The sequence below is a fragment of the Nocardioides sp. genome (assembly GCF_029937575.1).
Taxonomy (GTDB): Bacteria; Actinomycetota; Actinomycetes; order Propionibacteriales; family Nocardioidaceae; genus Nocardioides.
Window position 1 is genome coordinate 23,903 of sequence record NZ_JAPYPS010000019.1, and the last position, 23,865, is coordinate 47,767.

At 68.9% G+C, this 23,865-nt stretch carries 17 protein-coding genes; 14 read left to right on the plus strand and 3 right to left on the minus strand.

Going from position 1 to position 23,865, the window contains the following annotated elements:
* Positions 1-76: 76 nt before the first annotated feature.
* Complete coding sequence (locus tag Q1K33_RS08965; protein ID WP_300402986.1) at positions 77-5,524, plus strand: LamG-like jellyroll fold domain-containing protein; 5,448 nt, start codon at positions 77-79, stop codon at positions 5,522-5,524.
* A gap of 162 nt (positions 5,525-5,686) precedes the next feature.
* Here Q1K33_RS08965 and Q1K33_RS08970 read toward each other — a convergent pair whose 3' ends face one another.
* A complete protein-coding gene (locus Q1K33_RS08970; protein WP_300402989.1) occupies positions 5,687-5,908 on the minus strand; it encodes a tautomerase family protein in 222 nt (73 codons plus the stop codon).
* Positions 5,909-6,150: 242 nt separating this feature from the next.
* Between Q1K33_RS08970 and Q1K33_RS08975 the strand changes: the two genes are divergently transcribed.
* From Q1K33_RS08975 to Q1K33_RS09010, 8 genes are all read left to right on the plus strand, one after another.
* A complete protein-coding gene (locus tag Q1K33_RS08975; protein WP_300402992.1) occupies positions 6,151-6,891 on the plus strand; it encodes a YcnI family protein in 741 nt (246 codons plus the stop codon).
* Positions 6,888-8,600 (plus strand): copper resistance protein CopC, encoded by a 1,713-nt coding sequence (locus Q1K33_RS08980; RefSeq protein WP_300402995.1) that lies wholly within the window; start codon positions 6,888-6,890, stop codon positions 8,598-8,600. Before Q1K33_RS08975 ends, Q1K33_RS08980 begins: the two co-directional genes overlap by 4 nt.
* A 76-nt stretch (positions 8,601-8,676) precedes the next feature.
* Complete coding sequence (locus Q1K33_RS08985) at positions 8,677-9,657, plus strand: hypothetical protein (protein WP_300402998.1); 981 nt, start codon at positions 8,677-8,679, stop codon at positions 9,655-9,657.
* Positions 9,658-9,854: 197 nt separating this feature from the next.
* Positions 9,855-10,751, plus strand: a complete 897-nt coding sequence (locus tag Q1K33_RS08990) for an ABC transporter ATP-binding protein (RefSeq protein ID WP_300403001.1) — start codon at positions 9,855-9,857, stop codon at positions 10,749-10,751.
* Between the two features lie 62 nt (positions 10,752-10,813).
* Complete coding sequence (locus Q1K33_RS08995; protein WP_300403004.1) at positions 10,814-11,614, plus strand: ABC transporter permease; 801 nt, start codon at positions 10,814-10,816, stop codon at positions 11,612-11,614.
* Complete coding sequence (locus Q1K33_RS09000; protein WP_300403007.1) at positions 11,614-12,684, plus strand: ABC transporter substrate-binding protein; 1,071 nt, start codon at positions 11,614-11,616, stop codon at positions 12,682-12,684. Before Q1K33_RS08995 ends, Q1K33_RS09000 begins: the two co-directional genes overlap by 1 nt.
* Before the next feature lie 146 nt (positions 12,685-12,830).
* Entirely contained in the window at positions 12,831-14,288 is a 1,458-nt protein-coding gene (locus Q1K33_RS09005; protein ID WP_300403010.1) for an aldehyde dehydrogenase family protein, read from the plus strand.
* A 36-nt stretch (positions 14,289-14,324) separates the two neighbouring features.
* Positions 14,325-16,082, plus strand: coding sequence for a thiamine pyrophosphate-binding protein (locus Q1K33_RS09010; protein WP_300403013.1), 1,758 nt, complete (start codon positions 14,325-14,327; stop codon positions 16,080-16,082).
* Between the two features lie 94 nt (positions 16,083-16,176).
* Here Q1K33_RS09010 and Q1K33_RS09015 read toward each other — a convergent pair whose 3' ends face one another.
* Positions 16,177-17,841 carry an FAD-dependent monooxygenase gene (locus Q1K33_RS09015; RefSeq protein ID WP_300403016.1) on the minus strand — a complete coding sequence of 555 codons (1,665 nt, stop codon included), beginning with the start codon at positions 17,839-17,841 and terminating at the stop codon, positions 16,177-16,179.
* A complete protein-coding gene (locus Q1K33_RS09020; protein WP_300403019.1) occupies positions 17,838-18,884 on the minus strand; it encodes a hypothetical protein in 1,047 nt (348 codons plus the stop codon). Before Q1K33_RS09020 ends, Q1K33_RS09015 begins: the two co-directional genes overlap by 4 nt.
* A 235-nt stretch (positions 18,885-19,119) precedes the next feature.
* Between Q1K33_RS09020 and Q1K33_RS09025 the strand changes: the two genes are divergently transcribed.
* From Q1K33_RS09025 to Q1K33_RS09045, 5 genes are all read left to right on the plus strand, one after another.
* On the plus strand, positions 19,120-20,106 hold the full coding sequence (locus Q1K33_RS09025; protein ID WP_300403023.1) for a hypothetical protein: 987 nt from the start codon (positions 19,120-19,122) through the stop codon (positions 20,104-20,106).
* A 32-nt stretch (positions 20,107-20,138) separates the two neighbouring features.
* Positions 20,139-21,155 carry a dihydrodipicolinate synthase family protein gene (locus tag Q1K33_RS09030; RefSeq protein ID WP_300403025.1) on the plus strand — a complete coding sequence of 339 codons (1,017 nt, stop codon included), beginning with the start codon at positions 20,139-20,141 and terminating at the stop codon, positions 21,153-21,155.
* A 55-nt stretch (positions 21,156-21,210) separates the two neighbouring features.
* A complete protein-coding gene (locus Q1K33_RS09035) occupies positions 21,211-21,888 on the plus strand; it encodes a GntR family transcriptional regulator (protein ID WP_300403027.1) in 678 nt (225 codons plus the stop codon).
* 130 nt (positions 21,889-22,018) lie between these two features.
* A complete protein-coding gene (locus Q1K33_RS09040) occupies positions 22,019-22,849 on the plus strand; it encodes a prephenate dehydratase domain-containing protein (protein WP_300403029.1) in 831 nt (276 codons plus the stop codon).
* A gap of 52 nt (positions 22,850-22,901) precedes the next feature.
* Entirely contained in the window at positions 22,902-23,864 is a 963-nt protein-coding gene (locus Q1K33_RS09045) for a cyclase family protein (protein ID WP_300403030.1), read from the plus strand.
* Position 23,865: the final 1 nt, after the last annotated feature.

Consider the following 23,865-nt stretch of genomic DNA (forward strand, 5'->3'; position numbering starts at 1 on the left):
ATCGAAAGTTTCACCACCAAGAATCGAGTACCAAAGGAGCCTCATGAACGTGCTTCGCAGGTCCATCAGGAGGCGGGTGAGTGACCGCCTCCGGCGTCTGCTGATCCCCCTCGTCGCGGTGGCGGTAGCCGCCGTCGCGCTTCCGGTGATCGCGCTCGCGTCGCCGGCCGCAGCCGCAGAGGACGGGACCCTGCGGGTCCTGCTCTTCTACAAGCCCAACTTCCACGCCTCCAACGTGCAGGCGCGCGAAGCCGTGCGCGACCTAGCCGGCGAGCTGGCCGACGAGTACGGGCAGGAGGTCGAGATCCAGGAGACCGACGACCCGATCGCCTTCACGGCCGAGAATCTCGCGACCCGCGACGCCGTGGTCTTCGCCCAGACCGGCGGGGTGCTGTTCAACGACGCCCAGCGCACGGCCCTGGAGGACTACATCCGCGGCGGCGGAGGCTACTTCGGGCTCCACTACGCCGGCTGGTCGGTGGGCCAGAGCGAGCACGACGTCAACCCGTTCTACGCCCAGCTGGTCGGCGCCTCCTCGGAGGGCCACCCGGAGAACCCGGCGGTCCGCCCGGGCCGGGTCGAGGTCACCGCGGTGGACCACCCGCTGACCCAGGGACTCCCGGACGAGTTCACCCGCAGCGACGAGTGGTACGACTGGCTGGTCAACCCGGCGCCGACCGTGCGCACGCTGCTGTCGGCCGACGAGTCGTCGTACGGCATGGGGCGGCAGGGGACCTCGCACCCGATCACCTGGTGCCAGGAGATCGACGCAGGTCGGTCCTGGTACTCCGGGATGGGTCACGAGGGCACCGCCTACTCCGAGCCCGTCATCCGCACCCAGATGCGCAACGGTCTCGCCTACGCCGCCGGTCTGCTGCCGGCCGACTGCTCGCCGCCCGCCAAGGGCGACACCGGGGCCTGGAGCGGCGTCACGCCGTGGCCGCTGGTCCCGATCAACATGTCGTTGACCGCGGACGGCAAGGTGCAGTCCTTCGGCAGCGTCTCGACCGGCTGCACCGACGACACGCCGTACGACTTCACGGGCAACAGCTGCGTCTCGCAGGGTGGCCAGTTCGAGATCGACGTGTGGAACCCCGAGGTGCCCCGCACGCTCGCGAACGTCACGCACGGCCTGGTGCCGAACACGACGTACACGGACCTGTTCTGCTCCATGCAGGTGCAGAATCCCCGCAGCCAGGTGACGATGACGGTCGGCGGTGACGACGGCCTCGGTGCCAACGCGCCCAACGACGCCGCCATCGGCGTCACGAGCTACTCGACCAGCAAGGGCCTGCACGACGAGGCTCCGATGAACTACCCGCGCTGGTACCCGACCGGGACCACGCTGCCCAGTGGCGACATCGTCGTCCAAGGCGGCAGCCTGCGCGGCGGACCGGGCGGACCGGGTGTGAAGACGCCTGAGCTCTACGCCCCCGACGAGGGCAACGGCTGGCGTCTGCTCGACGGCGCCACCAGCGCGGTCGCGTACGGCGACGGCGGGGCCGACCACGAGGGCCAGGACGAGAACCGCTGGTGGTATCCGCGCGCGTTCGTCGCGCCCGGCAACGGCAACGTCTTCAACATCAGCGGCACGCAGATGTTCGAGCTGGACCCCAGCGGGGACGGCGAGATGATCCTGCGCGGCAAGGTGCCGGCCGCCTCGGCCAACCAGGGCGACCTGGGCAACCCGGTGGGCGCCACGTCCACGGCCACGATGTACCGACCGGGCAAGATCCTGCAGGTCGGCGGCGGCTGGTGGGGCAACGGCGGAGGGCCGGACGGCGCGAGCGCCGGGTTCACCGTCGACATCACCGGACCCGACGGGACGGCGTCGCCGATCGTCGAGCCGACCGAGCCGATGACCTACGAGCGGCACTGGCCCACCTCGACGGTCCTGCCCGACGGGGACGTCCTGGTCACCGGGGGGTCGCGGGTCAACAACGGCAACGACGGCTACGTCACCAACGCCGAGATCTGGAACCCGGACACCGGTGAGTGGTCCGAGGTGGAGGCTCCCTACGAGCACGCCCGCCTCTACCACTCGACGGCGCTCCTGCTGCCCGACGGTCGCGTGATGATGGGCGGCGGCGGCACTCCCGGCCCGCGCAGCTACACCGACGTCGAGTACTACTCGCCGGCCTACCTGTTCGACGGCGACGAGCCGGCCGTGCGTCCGGAGATCACCGACGCACCGCTGGAGATCGGCTACGACGGCACCTTCGAGATCGCGACCGGCACCGACGTGTCCCGCGTGACCCTGGTCCGCAACGGATCGGTGACGCACGGCTTCAACAACGACCAGAACTTCCAGGACCTGGACTTCACCCAGGCCGACGGGTCGGACACCGTGAGCATCACCTCCCCCGTGGACGGGACCTACGCGCCTCCGGGCGCCTACATGCTGTTCGTCTTCGACGAGGACGGCACCCCGTCGGTCGCCTCGATGATGAACATCAGCCCCGAGGTCGAGATGGACGCGCGCTCGCCCGAGCTGGTCGACCAGTTCGAGTACCCGCGGATCCCGACCGAGTGGCGCTCGGCGAACCCGCCGGCCGTCGTCGACGTCGACGCCGGCAACGGACGGATGGCCCCGTGGGCCGTCGACGACGGCGTGCAGCTCGTGCGCGCCGCCAACGGTGCCAACGGTGGTCTCGGCTCCGCCGGCTACCACCTGGCACTGGGTGACACGGGCTCGCTCGAGCGCACGCTCGACGGTCTGGACCCGGGCCGCGAGTACCGGGTGTCCCTGCGCTTCGCCCGGGACAGCCGCGACGCGACGGGGGTCGGTCCGGCCGCCGCTCAGCTGAGTGTCGGCTCGCTGGACACCACCGTCACCGCGGGGACCGACACCCCCTCGCAGGCCGGCAGCGGAACGACGTTCGACACGCTCATCGAGACGTTCACCGCCGACAGCCGCTCGGAGACGCTGCGCCTCGCCGCTCCCGGCTCCGGGGCCGGGCTGGTGGTCGACGACCTCGTCGTCATCGGCGTCGACCCGGGCCTGGGCGACGTCCCGGTCCACTACGAGTTCGAGGAGGGTGAGGGGTCCGCGGCCGCCAACAGCGGCACCCAGGGGACCGCCGGCGCCGCAGTGCTCACCGGCGACACCACCTGGTCCGAGAACGGCGTCTTCGGGGGAGCGCTGGACCTGGTGGGTGGCACGAACGCCAACGCAGCCGACCTGCCGGACAACCTCCTGCAGGGCGAGGACGACTTCTCCACCGCGTTCTGGGTCCGACCCGACACCAAGGGGAACTGGATCGGTCTCTTCCACATCGGGGACGGTCTCGGTGGCGACGGAAGCTTCTTCCAGATCCAGATGCAGACCCAGGCCGACGGCAACACCGGTCTGGCGGCGACCTTCAAGCAGAAGGGCAGCCCGGACCAGGAGCGCGTCTACGCCACGCCGACCCAGGACGTGGTCGCCGAGGAGTGGAACCACGTCGCCTTCACCCGTGAGGGAGCAGTCGGCACGCTCTACCTGAACGGCGAGCCGATCGCCTCCCGTGACGACCTGACGATCACGATGAGCGACGTCGGGCCGACCAGCAACAACTGGCTGGGCCGCAACGGGTTCCCGGACCCGTCCTACGACGGACTGATGGACGACGTGCGCGTCTACACCTCGGCCCTCACCGGGGACGACGTGTCGCGGCTGCACGCCGACGGCTCGGCGCTGCGCACGACGACGTCGGTGTCAGTGACACCCGTCTCGCCGTCGCCGTTCGCGGCTCCGTTGACGGTCTCGACATCGGTGCAGGACGAGACCGAGCAGTCCGCCGACGGCTCGGTCGAGCTGTGGGTCGACGCGGCACGTGTCGGTGTCCCGGTCGAGCTGGCCAGTGGAGCGGCGACGTTCCCGGAGCTCACGCTCGGTCGCGGCGACCACGAGATCGAGGTCCGCTACAGCGCCGACGAGGGCTGGCGGGACTCGGTCGCCTCGGTGACGCACACCGTCGAGCGGCCCCCGCCGGGAGAGGGTGTGCCGATCCACTACGCCTTCGACGAGGGCGCGGGCACGACGGCAGCCAACACGGGCGGGGACCCCTCCGTGGGCGACGCGACCCTGATGGGTGACACGACGTGGACCCAGGACGGCCAGTTCGCGGCTGGTGTCTCGCTTCCCGGTGGCGGAGCCGGCACCGGCAACCACGTCCGGCTCCCGGACAACATCGCCGAGGACATGGACGAGGAGTTCACCGTCTCGATCTGGACCCGACCCGACGCCCTGCCCAACTGGGTGCCGTTGGTCCAGATCGGCAGCAGCACGGACACGTTCTTCCTGCTGCAGTCCTCCACGCAGGCCGACGGCCCCACCGGGTTCGCGGCCACGTTCAAGGCACCGGGCAACCCGGCGCAGGAGCGGCTCACCCTCGGTGGAGGCAATGACACCCCCCTCAACGCGTGGACCCACGTGGTCTTCACGATGAGTGGCTCGACCGGGAAGCTGTACTTCGACGGCGAGCTGGTGGGCACCCGGGACGACTTCAGCCTCGGCATCGGGGACGTCGGCGTGGACGGGACCACGACGGCCAACTTCATCGGCGGCACCAGCTGGCCCGACCCGCGCTACGACGGCCTGGTCGACGAGTTCCGGATGTTCGACTACGAGCTGACCGAGGAGCAGGTCGGCGAGCTGTTCGAGGGCCCGCCCGTGAACGCCGTACCGGTGGCGGTCGACGACGCCTACAGCACCGACGAGGGCGACCCCCTCACGGTGCCGGCCCCCGGCGTCCTGGGCAACGACACCGACGCCGAGGGCGACCCCCTCACCGCGGTCGGTCTGACCCAGCCCACCAACGGCACCGTCGCGCTCGAGGCGGACGGCTCGTTCACCTACACGCCGGAGGCCGACTTCGCCGGCGCCGACACCTTCACCTACCGCGCCACCGACGGGTCGGGCGAGTCCGCACCCGCCACGGTGACGGTCACGGTCGAGGAGGACGACGAGTCGCCGTTGGTCGAGACCTCGCTGACGGCCACGGCCGACGAGATCGTCTACGGACGTCCGGGCGCGGTGACGGTGACGATCTCACCGGTGGCCGCAACCGGATCGGTGCTCTTGATGGACGGGGACACCGAGCTCGGCTCGGCGGACCTCGCGGAGGGCGAGGCCACCATCGCGGTGCCCGGCAAGGTGCTCGTGCCCGGGTCCTACCCGCTCGAGGTGCGGTACGGCGGTGACGACGTGCACGCCGCGTCGTCGAGCACCCTCACCCTGCAGGTGGACAAGGTGGCCCCCCGCCTGAAGGTCAAGGCGCCCAAGAAGATCAAGCAGGGCAAGCGTGCCAAGGTGAAGGTGAAGGTGTCCGCAGCACACCAGGTCCCGGCGACGGGACAGGTCAAGATCAAGGTGCGGCCGGGCAAGACGATCACCCGCACGGTCAAGGACGGCAAGTTGCTCACCGTCAAGCTGCCGCGTGTGAAGCGCACGAAGAAGCTGAAGGTCAAGGTCGTCTACCTCGGTAGCGACCTCGTGGAGCGGACGTCGTCCACGGTGGTGATCCGCGTCAAGAGGCGGTAGCACCGCGACCACCCATAGCTGAGCGGGTCCGGGGGAGTCAGCCCCCCGGGCCCGCTCTGGTGCGTCCGGCGGGATCGATCCGCAGGCAGACGCACAAGAGCCGGCAGCCGACCATCTCTGGTCGGCTGCCGGCTCTTGGAGGTACGCCGGGGCCCGGTCGGGTCAGTCGGCGAGGGCGGCGACGACGCCGGCCCGGCTGTCGTCCTCGCTGGCCAGCACGCCGCCGTTGGCCACGATGTCGGGGGTGATCTCGCTGAAGACCATCCGGACGTCCTGGCGGCGGGCGCCGAGGATCTCCACGGCCTGGTCGGCCACGGCCTGGGCGAAGTCGCGACGTTGCTCCACGGTCCGGCCACGCAGCAGCTCGACGGTGATGTTGGGCATGGGATTTCCCTTCGTGACGGCGTCCCTGAAGGTTCAGAAAGACGACCTTGGTTCGGTGATGTGAACTTGCGGCGATGCTACGCCCACTGGGGGGTCAGGCTCAAGGAATCTGTTCACATTCTTGACAGAGGTTCGGCTGGCTGGTTCAGTGTGGTCGAGGTCACGTCGTCGGACCGAGTTCGCCTCCGCGAACCCCGCGCGGGCCGGAGCGCCGCGGTGTGCGGCGAGAAGAGGACCTCACGATGCAGCGACCAGCTCCCCGTGCAACCCGGCTCGGTGCGGTGGTCACGGCCGCTGCCGCGGCGGTCCTGGTCGCCTCCGCGCCGGCGCAGGCCCACGTGTCGATCACCCCGTCCACGACCGCGGCCGGAGCGTACGCCGTCCTCGAGCTCAGCGTGCCGCACGGGTGCGACGGCTCGCCGACCACGTCGGTGACGATCCAGATGCCCGAGGAGATCACGGCCGTGACCCCCACCCGCAACGCCCTGTGGACGGTGGAGAAGGAGTCCCAGCAGCTCGACCCGCCCCTCACCGACAGTCACGGCAACGAGATCACCGAGCGGGTCACCACGGTCACCTACACGGCGAGGACCCCGCTGCCCGACGGCTTCCGGGACGCCTTCGAGCTGTCGGTCCAGCTGCCCGAGAGCGTGGGGGAGGCCTTGGTCTTCCCCACGATCCAGACGTGCGAGCAGGGCGAGTCGGCCTGGATCCAGGTGCCGCAGGAGGGGCAGGCGGAGGACGAGCTCGAGCTGCCCGCACCGGCCTTCGTGCTCACCGAGGCGACCGGTGGGGGGCATCACGGCGAGGAGAACGGGGCAGCCGAAGGCGTGGCTGCCTCCTCCGACGACGTCCAGCGGGCCTCGAGCGTGGCCCCGGAGACCAGGTCCGGCAACGTGGTCCCGGTCCTCGGGCTCGTCGCCGGACTCATCGGTGTGCTGCTCGGCGGCGCGGCCCTCGTGCTCCAACGCCGCCGCGTGTGAGCCGACCTCCGCGGCGCTCGACCTCGCGGTCGTCGTTCGCCCGGTCGCTCGTCACGCTGGCGCTCCTCGTCGTCGGCCTGGTGCTCGGGCCCGCGGGGCCTGCCGGCGCGCACGCCACCCTGATCGGGACCGATCCCCAGCAGGGTGAGGTCCTTGCCGCCGCTCCGGAAGCGATCCGGTTCAGCTACACCGAGTCCGTCGCCGCGGTGCCCGACGGCACGCAGGTCTTCGACTCCACGGGGCAGGTGGTCGCCTCCACGGCGACCAGCAGCGGCTCCGACCTCGTCGTCACGCTCGCCGAGCCGGTCGCCGACGGGACGCTCGTCGTGGTGTGGCGGGTCATCTCCGAGGACGGTCACCCGGTCAGCGGGTCGCTCAGCTTCTCGGTCGGTGCTCCGAGCGCGGGCGCCGCTCTGGTGCCCCCCGACGTCGGTGGGGCCACGGACGCGCCGGCGGCCCTCAGCGTCGCGCGTGCCGCCGGGTACGTCGGACTCCTGCTGGCCGCAGGGCTCGTGGCCTTCCTCGTGCTCTTCCTGGGCCCGCACCAGCTGAGCGCACCGGTGCTGCGTCGCGTCGTGCGGCTCGCCAGAGCCTCGGCGGGGCTCGCTGCTCTCTCGTGGGGGGTCGCCCTCCCGCTCACGGCCACCTACCAGCTCGGCACCGACCTCGGAGCCCTCGGGAGCCTCGACACCTGGCGCGTCCTGCCCGTCGAGGTGTACGCCGTCGCTGTCGTCGTGGCGGGTGGGCTCGGCGCGGCGGTCGGGCTCCTCGGTGACCACGCGGTGGTCGGGCGACGGGCCGCGGCGGCGCTGGGGGCGGCGCTGCTCGCCACGATCGCTCCGGCCCTGACCGGTCACACCCGAGCGGTGAGCCCCGAGTGGCTCGTCGTCGGCACCGACGCTCTCCACCTCGTGACGGGGGCGCTGTGGCTGGGCGGCCTGGTGGGTCTCGCGCTGGCGCTGCGCGACCTGGCCGAGCGGGGAGCGGTAGCCGGCGACGTGCTGGTCCGCTTCTCGACCTGGGCCGCCGGCACCCTCGCGCTGCTGGTCGTGGCCGGCTCGGTGCTGACGTGGCGGATCCTCGGGTCCTGGGGGGCGATCCTCGAGACGGGCTACGGCCGTCTGCTTCTCGTCAAGGTGAGCGTCGTCGGCGTGGCGGTGCTCCTCGCCGCCTGGAACCGCTACCGGCTGCTGCCACTCCTGACGGACGCGAGCAAGCGGAAGGGTCGCCGCACGGCCGCGTCGATGATCGTCGGGTCGGTGCGTGCCGAGGCGGTGGTGCTGCTGGTCGTCCTGGCCCTGACCGGCGTCCTGGTCGACCGGAGCCCGGAGCCGGACGAGGCGTTGAGCGCCGGTCCTCGTCCTGGACAGGAGCCGCGCTCGGCGATGCTCGACGACGTCAAGGTGCTGGCCACGCTCGCGCCCCTGGCCGTGGGCCCCAACACCGTGACCATCGAGCTCACGGACTCGGCGGGTGCGCCGGCCGAGTTCATGGTGCCGCCGAGCGTGCGGCTCTTCAACGACGAGGTCGATCTCGGGACGGTCCCTCTCAACCCGGGAGTCGTCGGCTCGCACACCGCCGAGGTCGTCCTGCCCTCGTCCGGTGAGTGGCGCGTGCAGGTGTCCCTGCGCACGAGCGCCTTCGACAACCCGATCGCGACGCTGGCCTTCGAGGTGCCGTCGGCTGCGGGGGATGCCGCCCCGGACTAACGTCGCCGGTTGCCAGGCGGGTGGCCGATCAACTGTATACAGTAAGCCATCATCACCTGACGAGAAGGACTCCGAGATGGCTTTGCGCCTGCGTGCCAGTTTCATGCCCAACCCACGGGTGCTGCCGTTGCTCGACGTGACAGTCAGCCCCAGTGGGATCGACCTGGACTGGGAGACGGGTGATGCGGGCGACCTCCACGAGCACCACTTGCGCCACAGTGACTTCGACGTCTTCGAGTTCTCGATCTCCAACTACCTGGTGACCCGGGACCGGCCGCTGGACCTGTGGGACTGGGTGATGATCCCGGTCTTCGCCAGCAAGGCGACCCTCGGCATCAACACGTGGGTGCACCGTGACGCCGAGATCGACGGGGGCGCCGACCTCGCAGGCAAGCGGTTCGGGCTGCCCGACTACACCATGACGGCCGGGCTCTGGATGCGTGCCCAGCTCGAGACGCTCTGGGGAATCCGGTCCCGCGACATCGAGTGGTACCTAGGTCGCGAGGGGGAGCACAGCCACACACGACAGCTGGGGTTCGCCGACGAGCCCCCTGCGGGTGTCAGCCTGACGTGGTCCAACCCGACAGAGCTCGACCGGCTGTTGCAGGAAGGGCGGGTCCACGCGGCCTTCGGATCGCTCGACGTGCCCCTCGACACTGCCAGCGGCCGGGTGCACCGACTCTTTCCCGATCGGGGGAGGGCGTTCTTCGGCGACTTCCAGGCGGCCGTCGGCTTCCTCCCGGTCAACCACGTCGTGCTCGTCCAGCGGCGAGTCGTGGAGCGCCACCCGTGGGTGGCTGAAGCGCTGCTGGATGCATTCGAACGCGCGAAGCGGGTCGCGTATCGCCGCGATCCGACCGCCGCCGGCGTCTTCCGTGGCGGCAACGACGACATGGACGCCCAGCGGGACATGTTCGGACCCGACCCGTTCCCCTACGGGCGTGTGGCCAATGTCGACATGCTCGAGATGGTCGCTCGACAGTCGCACGCGGACGGGCTCACCTCACGCCAGATCGACCTCGCGGACTGCATTGCCGCCGGCGTGCGTGACGACTAGCCCGCCAAGAAGTTTGTGGCCAATCTGCCGATAGGTCTTGACTCGCGTAGCGACGTCAGTAATCTGTATACACATTGACCGGGTGATCGCAGTCACAGCAACGAGCGCGATGCTGTCACGAGAGACCACTCGGGGGAGCAACATCCGATCCCCGTACGACGCCGTCCCGATCGGGAGGCTGAGGAGGAAAAACGCAGATGAGCGGCGCTTCGCCCCAGGGCACAGGAGACGTGACGCGGACCCCCGTCGTGGAGTTCAAGCACGCCGAGGTGACCTATCCCGGAAGGCAGGTCACCAGGCCTGCGGTGATCGACGTGGACCTCAGCGTCGGCCGCGGTGAGTTCGTCTGCGTCGTGGGCCCTAGTGGATGCGGCAAGTCCACGCTGCTCCACGTGTGCTCGGGGCTGATGAAGGTCTCCGACGGCGAGTTCTTGTACCTCGGGCAGGAGTGGAAGAAGCTGCACCCCGACGTGGGCTATGTCACCCAGAAGGAGACGTTGCTGCCGTGGAAGACGGTGCTGGGCAACATCGCCCTGCCACTGAAGCTCAGGGGAGTGCCGAGGGCCGAGCGGAAGTCCCGCGCCGCCGACATGGCAGCTAGCGTCGGGCTCGGCGACTGGCTCGACCGCTACCCGCGCGAGCTGTCCGGCGGCATGCGGCAGCGGGTCCAGCTCGGGCGGACCCTGGTGACCCAGCCGACGCTCCTGCTGATGGATGAGCCGTTCGGAGCCCTGGACGCCGTGCTGCGGGTTCGGATGCAGGAGTTCTTGAAGTCGCGTATCCAGGGGACCGACCTCACCACGATCTTCGTAACTCACGATCTCAACGAGGCGCTGACCCTCGGCGACAGCGTCGTCGCCATGGCTGGGGCGCCCGGGACGATCGACCAGGTCGACCACCTCGACGATCTCCCACGCGGAGTGTCCCCTGTGGAGCTGCGACAGTCGCCGGCGTACGCCGAGCACGAGGCCCGGCTCTGGAAGGTGATCGCCGGCCATCTCAGCGACGACGGCAAGGCACTCGACAACGACTCGTTCGTCCGTCGCGACGCCGAGGCACTACGGGCGGCAGCCCAGGAAAGCAGAGGAGCCTGATGACCACCCACGCAGTTGCGCCGACCCGGACCGATCGTGGAGCGCCGCCGAAGAGACGCCCGGTGAAGAAGCAGCGCAGCCAACGCTCTGCCTGGGCGCTCGACATGCTCATGCTCTGGGGCATCCGCGCCGTCATCGTCGTGGCGATGCTCGGCCTCTGGCAGTTCTGCAGCGGTCGCGTCTTCCCGGTCTTCATCGTCTCCAGCCCCCAGCTCGTCTTCGAGCGGTTCGGGGACTTCATGGAGGGCGGACAGCTGCTGAGCGACCTCAGTTACACGATGCGAGCGTGTCTGATGGGCTTCGCGATCGGGGCCGTGATCGGCAGCTCTCTCGGCCTGGCGTTCGGCATCTTCGAGTCGGTCGCCCGCACCATTCGGCCCTTCGCCGCGATGCTCTACTCGACGCCCAAGATCATGCTCGCCCCGCTGATCGTGGTCTGGTTCGGCGTCGACCTGCAGATGAAGGTCGTGATCTCGGCCTTCTCCTGCATGTGGGTGATCTTCTACAACGTCTGGAACGCCACCCGTGCCATCGACCGCAACCTGCTCGACCAGTTCCGGCTCATGGGGGCCAACCAGCGACAGATCATCGCCGGCTTGTACTTCCCCTCGGCGACCACGTGGCTGCTCACCAGCCTGCGCGTCGCCTTTCCCATCGCGCTGATCGGTGCAGTCGTCGGTGAGTTCGTCGCGTCCAACCAGGGTCTCGGCCACCTGGCACTCGACTCGGGCCACCGGTTCGACACAGCGGGCGTGCTCGTGGCGGTCCTGACCATCACGTTCACCGCCATGCTGATCGACAGCCTATTGACCGCTCTGCAGCGCAAGGTAGCGCTGTGGCAAGGTGAAGGAGAACGAAAGTAATGAACATCCCCATCGCACGAGGCAGCCGTCGGTTCCGCCGAACGCTTGCCACCGTCGGCGCTCTCACGCTGGCGTCCGGGCTCCTGGCCGCTTGCGGAGGCAACGGCGACACGATCGAGGCCAACGAGGAAGGCAACCGGGTCATCCGGGTCGCGGCACCGTTCGTGTCGACGATGAACTCCGCCTTCCTCTACGGAGCGGGCGCCGGCATCTTCGACAAGTACGACATCGAGACCGAGTTCGTGGAGATCGACGGTGCGCGAGGGCTCGCCGCGTCCATGGGCGGCAGCGTCGACATGGCGATCACCTCGGCGGTCAACCCGCTGGCCGCCCTTGAGCAGGACCAGGCGTTCTACGTCATCGCCCAGGTCGGCAACGGGTTCCCCGAGTCGGTCCTCATCGAGACGGAGGCCTACGAGAAGAGTGGACTTGACGACGACTCGACCTTCCAGGAGAAGATCGAGTTCCTCAAGGACAAGCCGTGGGGCGTCTCCAGCCCAGAGGGATCCTCGGTCTACATGGCGCGCTACATGTTCGAGCTGGCCGGGCTGTCGCAAGACGACTTCAACGCCAACTCCCTGGGCTCGAGCTCGGGCACGCTCGCTGCCCTGCAGGAGCAGAAGGTCGTCGCCGGCAGCATGGGATCGCCGTTGCCGCAGGTGGCCGAGGCCGAGGGTTACGCCAAGGTCTTCCTCGACGTCACTGCTGGCGAGGTCCCCGAGCTGCAGAACACGCTCACCTCGGTCGTCGCCGTCACGCCGGAGTTCTACGAGAACAACAGGGAGCTCGTCGACGACTTCCGGGAGGCACTGGCAGAGGCTCAGTCGCTCGTCTACAACGACTCGGAGACCGTCGACGAGTGGATGTACGAGAACCACTTCGACGGTTCTCCGAAGGAAGCCGTCCTGGCCGGTGTCGCCAGCCAGCGTGCGGGGGGTTCCATCGCCCAGCAGCCGGAGGTCGACCCCGAGGCAGCCGACAAGCTCGTGAGCTTCATGCGGGCAACGGGCCAGCCGATCACGGACGACTACAAGAAGATCTTCATGGACTTCCCGGAGTTCGAGGGCTGATCTCCTGACCGCACCATCTCGGGAGCCGAGCCAACGGTCGTGGGGCGGGAGACCCGCCCCACGGCCGGCACGCGGGCGGGAGCCCGCCGTCAACACGAACGCAGCCGCGGCCCAGGGGGCCGCCGCAACAGAAAGAGGACGCGCCGATGATCGAGAACCCGGCCTACATCGACGGGCGCATGCTGATCAACGGAAAGCTCGTCGAGAGCACGACCGGCAACTGGCTGGAGTCCATCGACCCCGCCACCGAGCAGGTCATCGGTCGGGTGCCGGCCGCGGGACCCGAGGACGTGGCGATCGCCGTGGACGCGGCGCAGGACGCGCAGAAGGACTGGGCAGCGCTGTCGGTCATCGAGCGCGCCAAGATCCTCAAGCGGTACGCCGCGAGGCTCTCCGAGGAGGGCGAGCGGCTGCTCGCCGTCGAGGTCCGCGACACGGGCAACACGATCGCGAAGCTGCGCCACGACATCTCCAACGCCGTGCGGGGCATCGAGTACTTCGCCGGCCTCGGCACCGAGCTCAAGGGTGAGACCGTGCCCGCGAGCGGTGAGTTCCTGCACTACTCGGAGCACCAGCCGTACGGCGTGGTGGGGCGGATCGTCCCGTTCAACCACCCCATCCTCTTCGCGGCGAAGTTCGGCGCGCCGCTGATGGCCGGCAACGCGGTCGTGATCAAGCCCTCGGAGCAGTCGCCTCTCTCCTCGGCGCTGCTGGGCGAGATTGTCGCCGAGACCCTGCCGCCGGGAGTCGTCAACATCGTGACCGGTGACGGGCTGGGGGCGGGGCTCCCGCTGGTCCAGCACCCCCAGGTCAAGCGCATCTCCTTCATCGGCTCCGTCCCGACCGGGATGGCCATCCAGCGGGCTGCGGCCGAGGTCGGTGTCAAGCACCTGAGCCTCGAGCTCGGCGGCAAGAACCCGATGATCGTCTTCGACGACGCAGATCCGGAGACGGTCGCCAGCAACGCGATCGGTGGGATGAACTTCGGCTGGATGGGTCAGTCGTGCGGTTCGATGAGCCGCATCCTGCTGCCCGACGCCATCTACGACGAGGTCCTCGAGCGCATCGTGGCCAAGGCCGACGCGATCGCCCTGGGCGACCCGTCCCTGGAGGAGACCGGTGCGGGGCCGATGAACAACCGAGGCCAGCTGGAGAAGGCGCTGCACTACATCCAGGCGGGCAAGGACGACGGCGCGCGCCTCGTGTCAGGCGGCGTGCGACCCGACGGCGCCGAGTTCGAGAAGGGCTTCTGGCTGCGCCCGACAGTCTTCGCGGACGTGACGCCCGACATGCGCATCTTCCGCGAGGAGATCTTCGGGCCGGTGATGTCGGTGGTTCGCTACAGCGGTGACTTCGACGAGGCGTTGGCGCTGGCCAACGACGTCGAGTACGGGCTGACTGCGTCCATCTGGACCAACGACCTGCGCAAGGCCAACCGTGCCTCCCGCGAGGTCCGCGCGGGCTACGTGTGGGTCAACGGCGTCTCGAGGCACTTCCTGGGGACGGGCTTCGGGGGCTACAAGAACTCCGGTATCGGGCGCGAGGAGTGCTTCGAGGAGATGCTGAGCTACACCGAGACCAAGACCGTCCACGTCCGCTACTGAGACCATGGCCGAGCCAGGCCAGGAAGGGGCGTCTGCGTGAAGCCCGAGAAGCTCGTCGTCCCCGTTACCGACAAGCCCGAGCTCGAGTTCGGCAGCGACGCCGTTGCCGAGCTCTTGAGCCGACTCGACCTGCCCTACGTCGCGATGGTTCCGGGGGCCAGCTACCGAGGACTGCACGACAGCCTCGTCAACTACCTCGGCAACACGGGACCGCAGATGATCGTGTGCCTCCACGAGGAGCACGCCGTGGCCATCGCCCAGGGCTATGCCAAGGTCACCGGCAGGCCGATGCTGGTGGCACTGCACGCCAACATCGGGCTCCTGCACGCGACGATGGCGATCTACAACGCGTACGGCGACCGGGTGCCGATGGTGATCCTGGGCGCCGCGGGACCCGCTGACGCCGCCAAGCGACGTCCCTGGATCGACTGGATCCACACCTCCGCCGATCAAGCCGCGCTGGTGCGCCACTACGTGAAGTGGGACGATCAGCCGGCCTCGGTACAGGCGGCGGTCGACTCGGTGATGCGTGGGTACGTGCTGACACAGGCCGAGCCTTCAGCACCCGTCTACGTGTGCCTCGACACCGAGCTGCAGGAGGACCCGATCGAGAGCCCGGTGACGATCCCCGACCCGGATCGCTACCCGGTGCCGCTGCCGCCGGCACCCGACGCGGGCACGGTCGGTGACCTCGCAGCTGCTCTGCGAGACGCGGAGCGACCTGTGCTGATGATCGGGCGCGCCGGCAGGGACGAGGCCTCCTGGCACTCCCGGGTGCAGCTGGCTGAGCGATCCGGGGTCGCGGTCCTCACCGACCTGCGCAACCCCGCGGTGTTCCCCACCGACCACCCCGCGCACCCGGCCCAGGTGAGCGCAGGAAGGCTCAGCGCCACCGGACTCCAGCTGCTGCGCAGCGCCGACCTCGTCCTCGCCCTCAACTGGACCGACCTGGCGGGTCCTCTGAAGGCAGCGTACGGCGACGGGCAGCGGCCGCGCGTCGTGAACGTACGCAACGTCAACGCGCTGCTCAACGGATGGACCAAGGACCACTACGCTCCGGTCGCGACCGACCTGGAGATCACGGCCGGTCCCGACGAGCTGATCACCGCGCTTCTCGCCGAGCTCGGGGACGAGCAGCCACAGCAGCGGGAGGCCTGGCCCCCGTCGTACCCGGATGAGGTGGCCGCACGTCCGCAGGTGGAGGGCGACCAGATCCTGATGCGTGATCTTGCCGAGGCGTTGCGAGACCTCGCTGACGACGGTGAGCTGAGCTACACCCAGTTGCCTCTGGGGTGGTCCGGGGCCGACGCCCGATTCGCGCACCCCTTGGACTTCCTGGGCCGTGACGGAGGCGGCGGCCTCGCCTCGGGCCCGGGCATCGCCGTGGGCGCAGCCCTGGCGCTGGACGGCACCGGGAGGCTGCCGGTTGCAGTTCTCGGGGACGGTGACTACCTCATGGGGAGTTCCGCGCTGTGGAGCGCGGCGCACTATCGCCTGCCCCTGCTGGTGATCATCGCCAACAACCGGAGCTATCACAACGACGAGAAGCACCAGGCGACGGTGGCCGAGCGCCGCGGTCGTCCGGTCGAGAACCGGATCGTCGGTCAACACCTGCGCGATCCCGACCCGGACCTGGCCGGCATCGCCCGGGGCCACGGGCTCACGGCGTACGGACCGGTGATCGAGCCCGACGAGCTCCTGCTCACGCTGGGCAAGGCGCTGGACGAGGTGCGGGCCGGCGGCACCGTGCTGGTCGACGTGCGGGTCAACCCGCACGGCTACGGCAAGGGCTGACCCTGGGTCCAGACTTGGCCCGCAGCCGGCCAGCACAGCGAAAGGGGCCTGTGATCCGATCGGATCACAGGCCCCTCTCGCGTGGGCATCGAGCTCAGTCCCGGCCGCTCACCCGTGCGGCCAAGGACAGCGCATCCCCTTGCGCGGGGTCGCCGCGCCAGGCCACGTGTAGGTCGGGTCGCACGAGCACGGCCGGGGCGCCGTATGCCGCAGCCAGGTCGTCGCTCGGTACCTCGAGCACCCTCAGCGGCACCCCGAGGCGCTCGAAAGCGGCTCGGAAGTCCTCGATGCCTCCCACGTCGGCGAGTCGCAGCAGAGTGAACTCCTGACGTCCGAGCTGGTCGTGCAGGGCCACGCCATCTTCCAGCCACATGTGAGGGAGCCGGGCTCCGGGGCGTGCAGTGGGCAGGTAGACCTCGGGCACGTCGGGGAGATCGAGCTCGTCGTCGCCCTCCACGATCACCGGCGAGCCGATGTAGGTGTAGCCCAGCTCGGTACCGACCATCTCATGGGTACGCCGCTGGGTCGTGGCCGCCACGTGGGTGACCGCACGCTGGACGCCGGCCGCCTCGGGGTGGGACGCGTCGATCTCGGGGCGCATCAGCTCCTGCCAGGCGCGCTGACCCTGGTGGGCGTAGCGGGAGCCGGCGACGCTTCGCAACGCCACCGGGCGTCGCTCTGCCTCGTAGGAGGCGAGCAGCCGCTCACCACCCCACCCGCGCACGGCTGCCTCCAGCTTCCACGCGAGGTCGGTGGCGTCGCCGATGCCGGTGTTCAGACCGAGGCCGCCGGTCGGGATGACCAGCCGGAGTGAGTCCCCGGCTAGGAAGACTCGACCTTTCCCGAAGTGGTCGGCCACGAGGAGGTGCAGCTTCCACGCGTTCGTGGAGATGAGGTCGACCTCGATGTCGAGTCCGACCAGGTCTCGGACGAACTGCGTGGTCTCGGCCTCGTCGCCCTCGAAACGGGTGTTGATCCTCAGGTAGGTCGGATCGTCCTGCACCGTGAGCACCGAGCGATCGGCATTCATGAAGAAGTACATGCGGCACGGCTTCGCACCGGCCTTCTCGAAGAGGTCGGGGGAGCGGAAGAAGATCTGGTTGCGCTCCGCCAGGGAGCCGTCCCCCTCGAGCTTGAACCCCAGCTCCTTGCGCACCACGCTACGGCCGCCGTCGCACCCGACCAGGTAGGCGCTGCGCACCGTGAACGAGGTGCCGCTTGCAGTCCGGATCTCGGACGTCACGTGGTCACCCTGGTCGGTGTGGGAGGCCAGCTCGTGACCGAAGAGGACCTCGACATTCTCGAGCTTCTCGGCGTGCTCGCGCAACAGAGGTTCCAAGGTGTACTGCGAGATCACCTGGTAGGGCTCGAGTGGGATCGAGCCGTCGCGGCACTGTGCGGACGACTCCCGGCCCTCGTCGACGGTGGGGTAGGGAAGCCGGATGACGGGTTCGCCCACCAGGGTCGTGACGACGCCGATGTCCATGCTGGCGTCCGTCGGGGAGCTGGCGGAGCGGATCTCGTCGGCGAGCCCCAGGCGACGGTAGATCTCCATGGAGCGCGCATTGCAGCGTTCCATCTTGGGGAGGAACAACGACTCCGTGCGCGCCTCCACCAGCAGGCACCGGAGGCCGCGCTGGCCCAGGTCGATGGCCAGGGTGAGTCCCACGGGTCCACCCCCGGCGATCACCACGTCGAAGTCGAGTGCGACCGTGGACGGGTCCGTCGCTCCGGTCCCCGCCGCCGGGTCGGCGGTCACAGGGCGCTCACGGTCTCGGCGAACATCGAGCGGGGCTCCACCTTCGCTGCCGAGAGCCCCTGCTCGTGGTGGTACTGCGTGATCGTCTCGAGGAGGTTCTCGTTGGCGTTGTACCCGTACTGCATGGCCTCGGTCCCGGCCCGGAACTTGTCGATGTCCACCGCGCCGAGGGCCCGGCTGGGTTCCAGGGCGCGCTCCATGCGTTGGATGCCGATGGCCCGGGCCTCCACGAAGGCGTCGTAGAGGTTGCGGGCGACCCACGGGTACTTCTCGGTGATCTCCTCCTGCAGGACCAGGAGGTGGTTCATGTGGAACACGCCGTGCTTCTGGAAGTACGCGTAGCCCGCGGACGCATGGTCGGGGTGGAGCGCTCGAGTTGCCGGGTGCTCGTCCAGGTCATACCAGGCCGGATCGATCTCGCTGCGTGCCGCGGTGCGCTTCGGCGGCTCCTGGCCCAGTGCGAGGCCGCTGCGCTGCAGGCCGCCGCTGTAGGCGACGATCGCGTCGATCTTGCCCTCGACGAGCCAGGCCGCGATGTTCTCACCCTCGCTCAGGTGCTCGAAGCTGAGGCCCTCGGGGGGCGTGAAGCCGGCATGGACCCCGTGGCTGCGGGACAGCGGACGGCCCATCACCCAGTGCATGTCGGTGGGCTTGATGCCGTAGTCGTGCTCGAGCACGCCTCGCGTCCACAAGGCCGCGGTCTGCTGGTACTCCGGGAGCCCGATGCGCTTGCCCTTCAAGTCGGCCAGTGACTCGATGCCCGAGTGCCGGTTGATGTAGATCCGGGTGTGGAAGTAGCCGCGCGACGGGAAGGCCGGAATGCCCTTCCAGCCGCGCAGGCCGTTGGCGTTCATGCTGATCAGCTGTCCGATGGAGAACTCCGAGGCATGGAACTCCTGGTGCCGCAGCTGGCGGTAGAAGAGGTCGTTGGGGGGAACGACCGAGGTCACCAGGTCGACGCCCTCCACCTCCACCTCTCCGTCGAGGATCGGGGCGGTCCACGCGTTGCGTGCGTAGGCCAGGCTGATCGTCACTTTGCTCATCGTTGCCACCTGTCGTCGGGCTGTCTTGGGGAGCGTCGGCACCGAGCTCTGGAGCCATGCTCCACCACGGGCGACACCCTCTGCTTGTCTGCGCACAGTATACACTTTGCTACGCCTCGAGCGACAGTGTGAAATCTGTCTTGACGTGGCGATAGTCTGCAATACACTGTATACACTTCACACTGTCGCTACTCCCGCATCTTGCCCGGTGCTCACCAGAGAGGACCCGATCGTCATGACGATCCTGCTCACCGACGAACACATTCGCAGTCTCCTCGACCCTCCGGACCTGGTTGCGGCCATCGAGCAGGCGATAATCGACGAGCGCACCACCCCATCCGACGTCCCGGACCGGCTGAACCTCGCCGGGGCCGGCCGCTTCCTGCGTGTGATGCCGGCTGTCGTCCCCAGCTCCGAGGTGATGGGGTTGAAGACCTTCTTCGGAGGCGGGGGCACGGGCGTGCGGTATGTCATCCTGCTGATGTCGAGCGTCACGGGTGAGGTCCTGTCGGTGATGGACGCGTGCTATCTGACCGCTGCGCGCACGGCCGCGACCAGTGCCGTGGCGGCGCGAGCGATGGGCGTGAAGGCGCAGACGCTGGGCGTCCTCGGTACGGGTCTGGAGGCAGCTGCCCACGTGCGGACCTTCGCCCTGCTCGACGCGCCCCGCGAGATCAAGGTATTCAGCCCCAACCCGGAGAGCCGTGCTCGCTTCGCAGAAGCGATGCTGGCGGACTACGACATCGAGGTCATGGTGTGCGAGTCCGCCCAGGAGGCGGCCGCTGGGGTGGAGCACCTCGTGACCGCGACCAACACCGGCTACGGCGGGCCGATCGCCTGCCGGTCCGAGTGGATCGAGGCGGGCACGCACCTGTCCGCCATCGGGTCCACGCACCAGGAGCTGCGTGAGCTCGAGGCGGCCATCCTCGGGCGGGCCGACATCCTGGTCTTCGATGCTGACCCGGGTCAGATCGCCGGCGAGTCGGGAGACGTCCGCGACTATGCCGCGCAGGGAGGGGACCTTGCACGGGTCGTCGCCCTGGACGACCTGCTCCAGGCCCAGGTCGCGATCCCCGGATCGCCCCAGGACCTCAGCATCTTCAAGTCTGTCGGCACGGCCCTGCAGGACATGGTCGCCGCCGACCTCGCGTTCCGACGTGCCGCCGAGCTCGGTCTCGGCACCACCTGGGACGACATCGCATTGCCCAAGGGCAACCGCTGACCGCCCCACCCATCTGAACAGGAGAACGACCGATGCCGTCAACGATCGACAAGCAGGACCTCCGGGCCTGGGCCTGGGAGCACTTCCACGGAGTCAACAACGTGGTGATCCCCAGCTTCAGCCAGGACCTGACGCGACTCAACGAGAAGGGGATCCGTCACGACGTCCGCAAGGTCATCGACCTCGGCTTCACGGGCACTCTGCTGGTCGGAGAGCTCAGCATCTCGCTCGAGGAGTACGTCCACTTCACAGAGATCGCCCAGGACGAGGCGAACGGCGCCCTGAACCTGATCTTCCACGCCTCCTTCAACACGTTGGAGGAGAACATCGAGGCGGCCCGCAGGGCGCATGCGGCGGGCGCGAAGCTGGCCCTGCTGTCGTACCCGTCTTGCTTCTATCCCACGAGCCTGCAGGACATCTTCGACTACACCAAGGCCTTCTGCGACGCCACGGACCTTGCGGTGATCCTCTTCCCAATGACGCACTGGGGCTTCGAACGCCTGCACTCGGCGTCCATTCCCGTCGACATGCTCGTCGAGCTCACCGATGCCTGCCCCAATGTCGTGTCCGTCAAGGCCGAGGGCGGCTTCCCGTCGGTCGCTGGGTTCTCGCACGCCTGGAACAGGCTCGCCGAACGAGTGCTCATCACGATGCCGATCCTGCAGGAGGCCATAGCCCTGGCGAACCTGGTCCCGCTCCAGGTGATCGCTACCTCCAACACGGAGTACTTCTCCGACGCGGCGCCGAGGATGCTGGCGCTGTCCCAGGCCGGCAAGGTCGACGAGGCGATGGACCTGCTGTGGGAGATCGCTCCCGCGTGGCGTGCCAACGGGACCGTGGCGCCTTTGCCGCACGCCCACTCGGTCAACCGGGCAGCGTGGAAGTACCAGGCCTGGCTCGCCGGGTTCAACGGCGGCCCGATGCGCACGCCGGCGACCCGCCTGCATGCGGGGGAGATGGGCGCCTTCCGCAAGGCGTTGGTGGACTCGAACCTCCCGGTGACCGAAGATGGGGACGAGCTCTACTTCGTCGGGCGGACCTCGGATTGAGACTTCTGCTCGCGTGACGACGACAGGCAACTGTATACGGGTCTAGGATGCGAGCATGAAGAAGCAAGCGGTCGTGGCGGAGTCCGGCATGAAGGCCGTCTCCCGGCAAACTCTCGGGGACCACGTGTACGAGCAGGTGCGCGATGCCATCATGCGTGGCGAGATCGCGGGGGGGACCGAGATCAACCAGGTTGATCTCGCCAACCGGCTCGGGGTGAGCCGGGTGCCGGTGCGGGAGGCGCTGCGGCGACTCCAGGCGGAGCGACTCCTCGAGGCCAACCCGTTCCAGCGTTTCGTGGTCACCAAGTTGTCGAGCGAGCAGGTGCTCGAGCTCTACGACCTGCGTGCCGAGCTCGAGGTCTTCGCGGCCCTGCGGGCGCGCCGCCGGGAGGGCTTCGTCGAGAATGAGCTCCCGGATGCCCGGGCGGCGGCGAAGGGGCTGAAGCTGTCGATGGGAAGCGAGGAGTGGTTGCAGGCCGACATCGACTTCCATCGCGCCATCAACGGGCGCGACTCGGCGGTGGCCTCGATCATCGACGAGGTGCGGTTCCGTATCTACCGTTACCTCCACCTCGCGGAGCCCGATCCGGCGCGCCGCAGGGAGGTGCTGGTCGAGCACCAGGCGATCCTGGACGCCATCGAGCGCGGCGACGATGCCGAGATCCGCGAGACCATCGGCGAGCACGTGTCACACACGCGGGACCGCCTGACCAAGCTCGGCAGCGACACCTGAGCCCAGCCTGATCGAACAAACGCCACGGGGCGCCTCACGGGGCGCCCCGTGGCGTTTGTCACGCTTGCCAGCGTTGTGCAAACTGAATACAGTTGGCACAGCCGCACAACACCGACGAAGGCAGGTGCGTATGCAATACGGCAGGGACGCAGGAGCGCGAGCTCGGTTCGCGACACTGGGAAGTAGCTTCACCTTCGCCGGCCAGGCAACCGAGGCTTTGCTCCGGCACCGCTCGGCACCCGACGCGCAGTGCGACTACTTCCCGACGATGGATGCGGTCGCCGAGGCTGTCCTGGACGGCGTGGTCGACGCTGGGGTGTTGACCTCGGAGACCTCCCGCACGGCCTGCACGGACACCGCCGCGAGGATCCTGGCAGGCGATCCGCTCTTCGTCGTCGACGAGATCGTGGTGCCCTACCGGTGCGCGCTCCTCGGTCGCCCCGGCACTCGGATCGACCAGGTCACGCACGTGGGCGGTCACGGATCCATCCGTCAGTGCGCGGAGTTCCTGCGCACCCGGATGCCTCACGCGAGTGCGGCCATGCACGAGCAGAACTCCGTCGTGGCTGCACAGGAGGTGCTCGACGGGGACGGGACGACAGCGGTCATCGCCACCGAGGCGCTGGCGCACCACCTCGGTCTTGAGGTCCTCGAGACCGAGGTGGACGGTGGAGCCCTCGGCGGATGGTGGGCCCTCGCCGCCCGACCCTCGCGACCGACGGGCGCCACTCACGTCGCGCTGCGAGTCGTCGGCTCGGCGGCGCTCACCCGCTCCCTGGCCACGTTGTCGGGCAGCGGCCTTCAGGTCCGCACCGTCACGAACCAGCCGACCGGCGACCTCTTCAACTATCGCTACCTCGTCACCGCCCGCACCGTCGACGACCGGGCCGTCCCGGACGACGTCCTCGATGCCGTGGGCGACCACCTCGTCGGGGTGTTCTCGACGACCACCGTTCGCTGACCATCCATCACGGCCACCCTCCCGGAAGGCCGAGCCCGATCAAGGAGCAGACATGACCGACTTCGAAGGTGCCGACCTTCTGCAGAAGTACATCGACGCGTGCAGCAACTGGGGCAGGTGGGGCGGCGACGACCAGCTCGGCACGCTCAACCACATCGGACCCGCACAGCTCCGGGCTGCCGCAGCACTCGTGGAGCACGGCATCAGCGTCAACGTATCGCTGCCTTACGACCAGCGGGGCCCTCAGACGGGCAGCCTGCGGGCCAACCCCCGCAACATCATGACCGCCACCGGCGCCGATCACGTTGCGGGGGCCCAGGAGATCCTGCCGGCCGGTTTCGGCCCGGCGAAGGGCTACGGGCGCTCTGACGACATCCTGATCGTTCCCAACCAGGCGGGCACCCAGTGGGACTCCCTCTCGCACATCTTCTGGAAGGGCAAGATGTACGGCGGCCACTCGGCCGGCCTGGTCTCGTCGGCGGGTGCTGCCCGCAACGGGATCGAGAACTACGCCGGCAAGCTGGTGATGCGCGGCGTCTTCCTGGACGTCGCACGTCACCTGGGGGTCGAGGCTCTCGAGCCCGGGCACGCGATCTCGGTGGAGGAGCTCGAGGCCACCGCCGCGGCGCAGGGCGTCGAGATCCGCACGGGGGACTGCCTGCTCATCCGCACCGGTTTCCTCGAGGCACGGCGCGAGGCGTGGGGGGACTACGCCGGAGGCGCTTCGCCGGGGATCTCGCTGCACACCGCGCCCTGGATCCACGAGAAGGAGATCGCGGCCGTGGCCTCGGACACGTGGGGGGTCGAGGTGCGGCCCAACGAGGTGGACTGCTTCCAGCCCTTCCACGTGGTGGCGCTGGTGCACATGGGCCTGGCGATCGGCGAGATCTTCGACTTCGCCGAGCTTGCGGAGACTTGCGCCCGCCTCGACACCTACGAGTTCCTGTTCGCCGCGCCCGCCCTGCCCATCACCGGGGCCTCCGGCTCGCCGGTCGCCGGCGTCGCAGTCCTGTAGA

Bases quoted from the DNA above. Each gene is read 5' to 3' on its own strand.
- Q1K33_RS09045 (WP_300403030.1), top strand. From the start codon at position 22,902: ATGACCGACTTCGAAGGTGCCGACCTTCTGCAGAAGTACATCGACGCG.
- Q1K33_RS09025 (WP_300403023.1), top strand. From the start codon at position 19,120: ATGACGATCCTGCTCACCGACGAACACATTCGCAGTCTCCTCGACCCT.
- Q1K33_RS08985 (WP_300402998.1), top strand. From the start codon at position 8,677: ATGGCTTTGCGCCTGCGTGCCAGTTTCATGCCCAACCCACGGGTGCTG.
- Q1K33_RS08975 (WP_300402992.1), top strand. From the start codon at position 6,151: ATGCAGCGACCAGCTCCCCGTGCAACCCGGCTCGGTGCGGTGGTCACG.
- Q1K33_RS09005 (WP_300403010.1), top strand. From the start codon at position 12,831: ATGATCGAGAACCCGGCCTACATCGACGGGCGCATGCTGATCAACGGA.
- Q1K33_RS09020 (WP_300403019.1), bottom strand. From the start codon at position 18,884: ATGAGCAAAGTGACGATCAGCCTGGCCTACGCACGCAACGCGTGGACC.
- Q1K33_RS09035 (WP_300403027.1), top strand. From the start codon at position 21,211: ATGAAGAAGCAAGCGGTCGTGGCGGAGTCCGGCATGAAGGCCGTCTCC.
- Q1K33_RS08990 (WP_300403001.1), top strand. From the start codon at position 9,855: ATGAGCGGCGCTTCGCCCCAGGGCACAGGAGACGTGACGCGGACCCCC.
- Q1K33_RS08970 (WP_300402989.1), bottom strand. From the start codon at position 5,908: ATGCCCAACATCACCGTCGAGCTGCTGCGTGGCCGGACCGTGGAGCAA.
- Q1K33_RS09000 (WP_300403007.1), top strand. From the start codon at position 11,614: ATGAACATCCCCATCGCACGAGGCAGCCGTCGGTTCCGCCGAACGCTT.
- Q1K33_RS09030 (WP_300403025.1), top strand. From the start codon at position 20,139: ATGCCGTCAACGATCGACAAGCAGGACCTCCGGGCCTGGGCCTGGGAG.
- Q1K33_RS09040 (WP_300403029.1), top strand. From the start codon at position 22,019: ATGCAATACGGCAGGGACGCAGGAGCGCGAGCTCGGTTCGCGACACTG.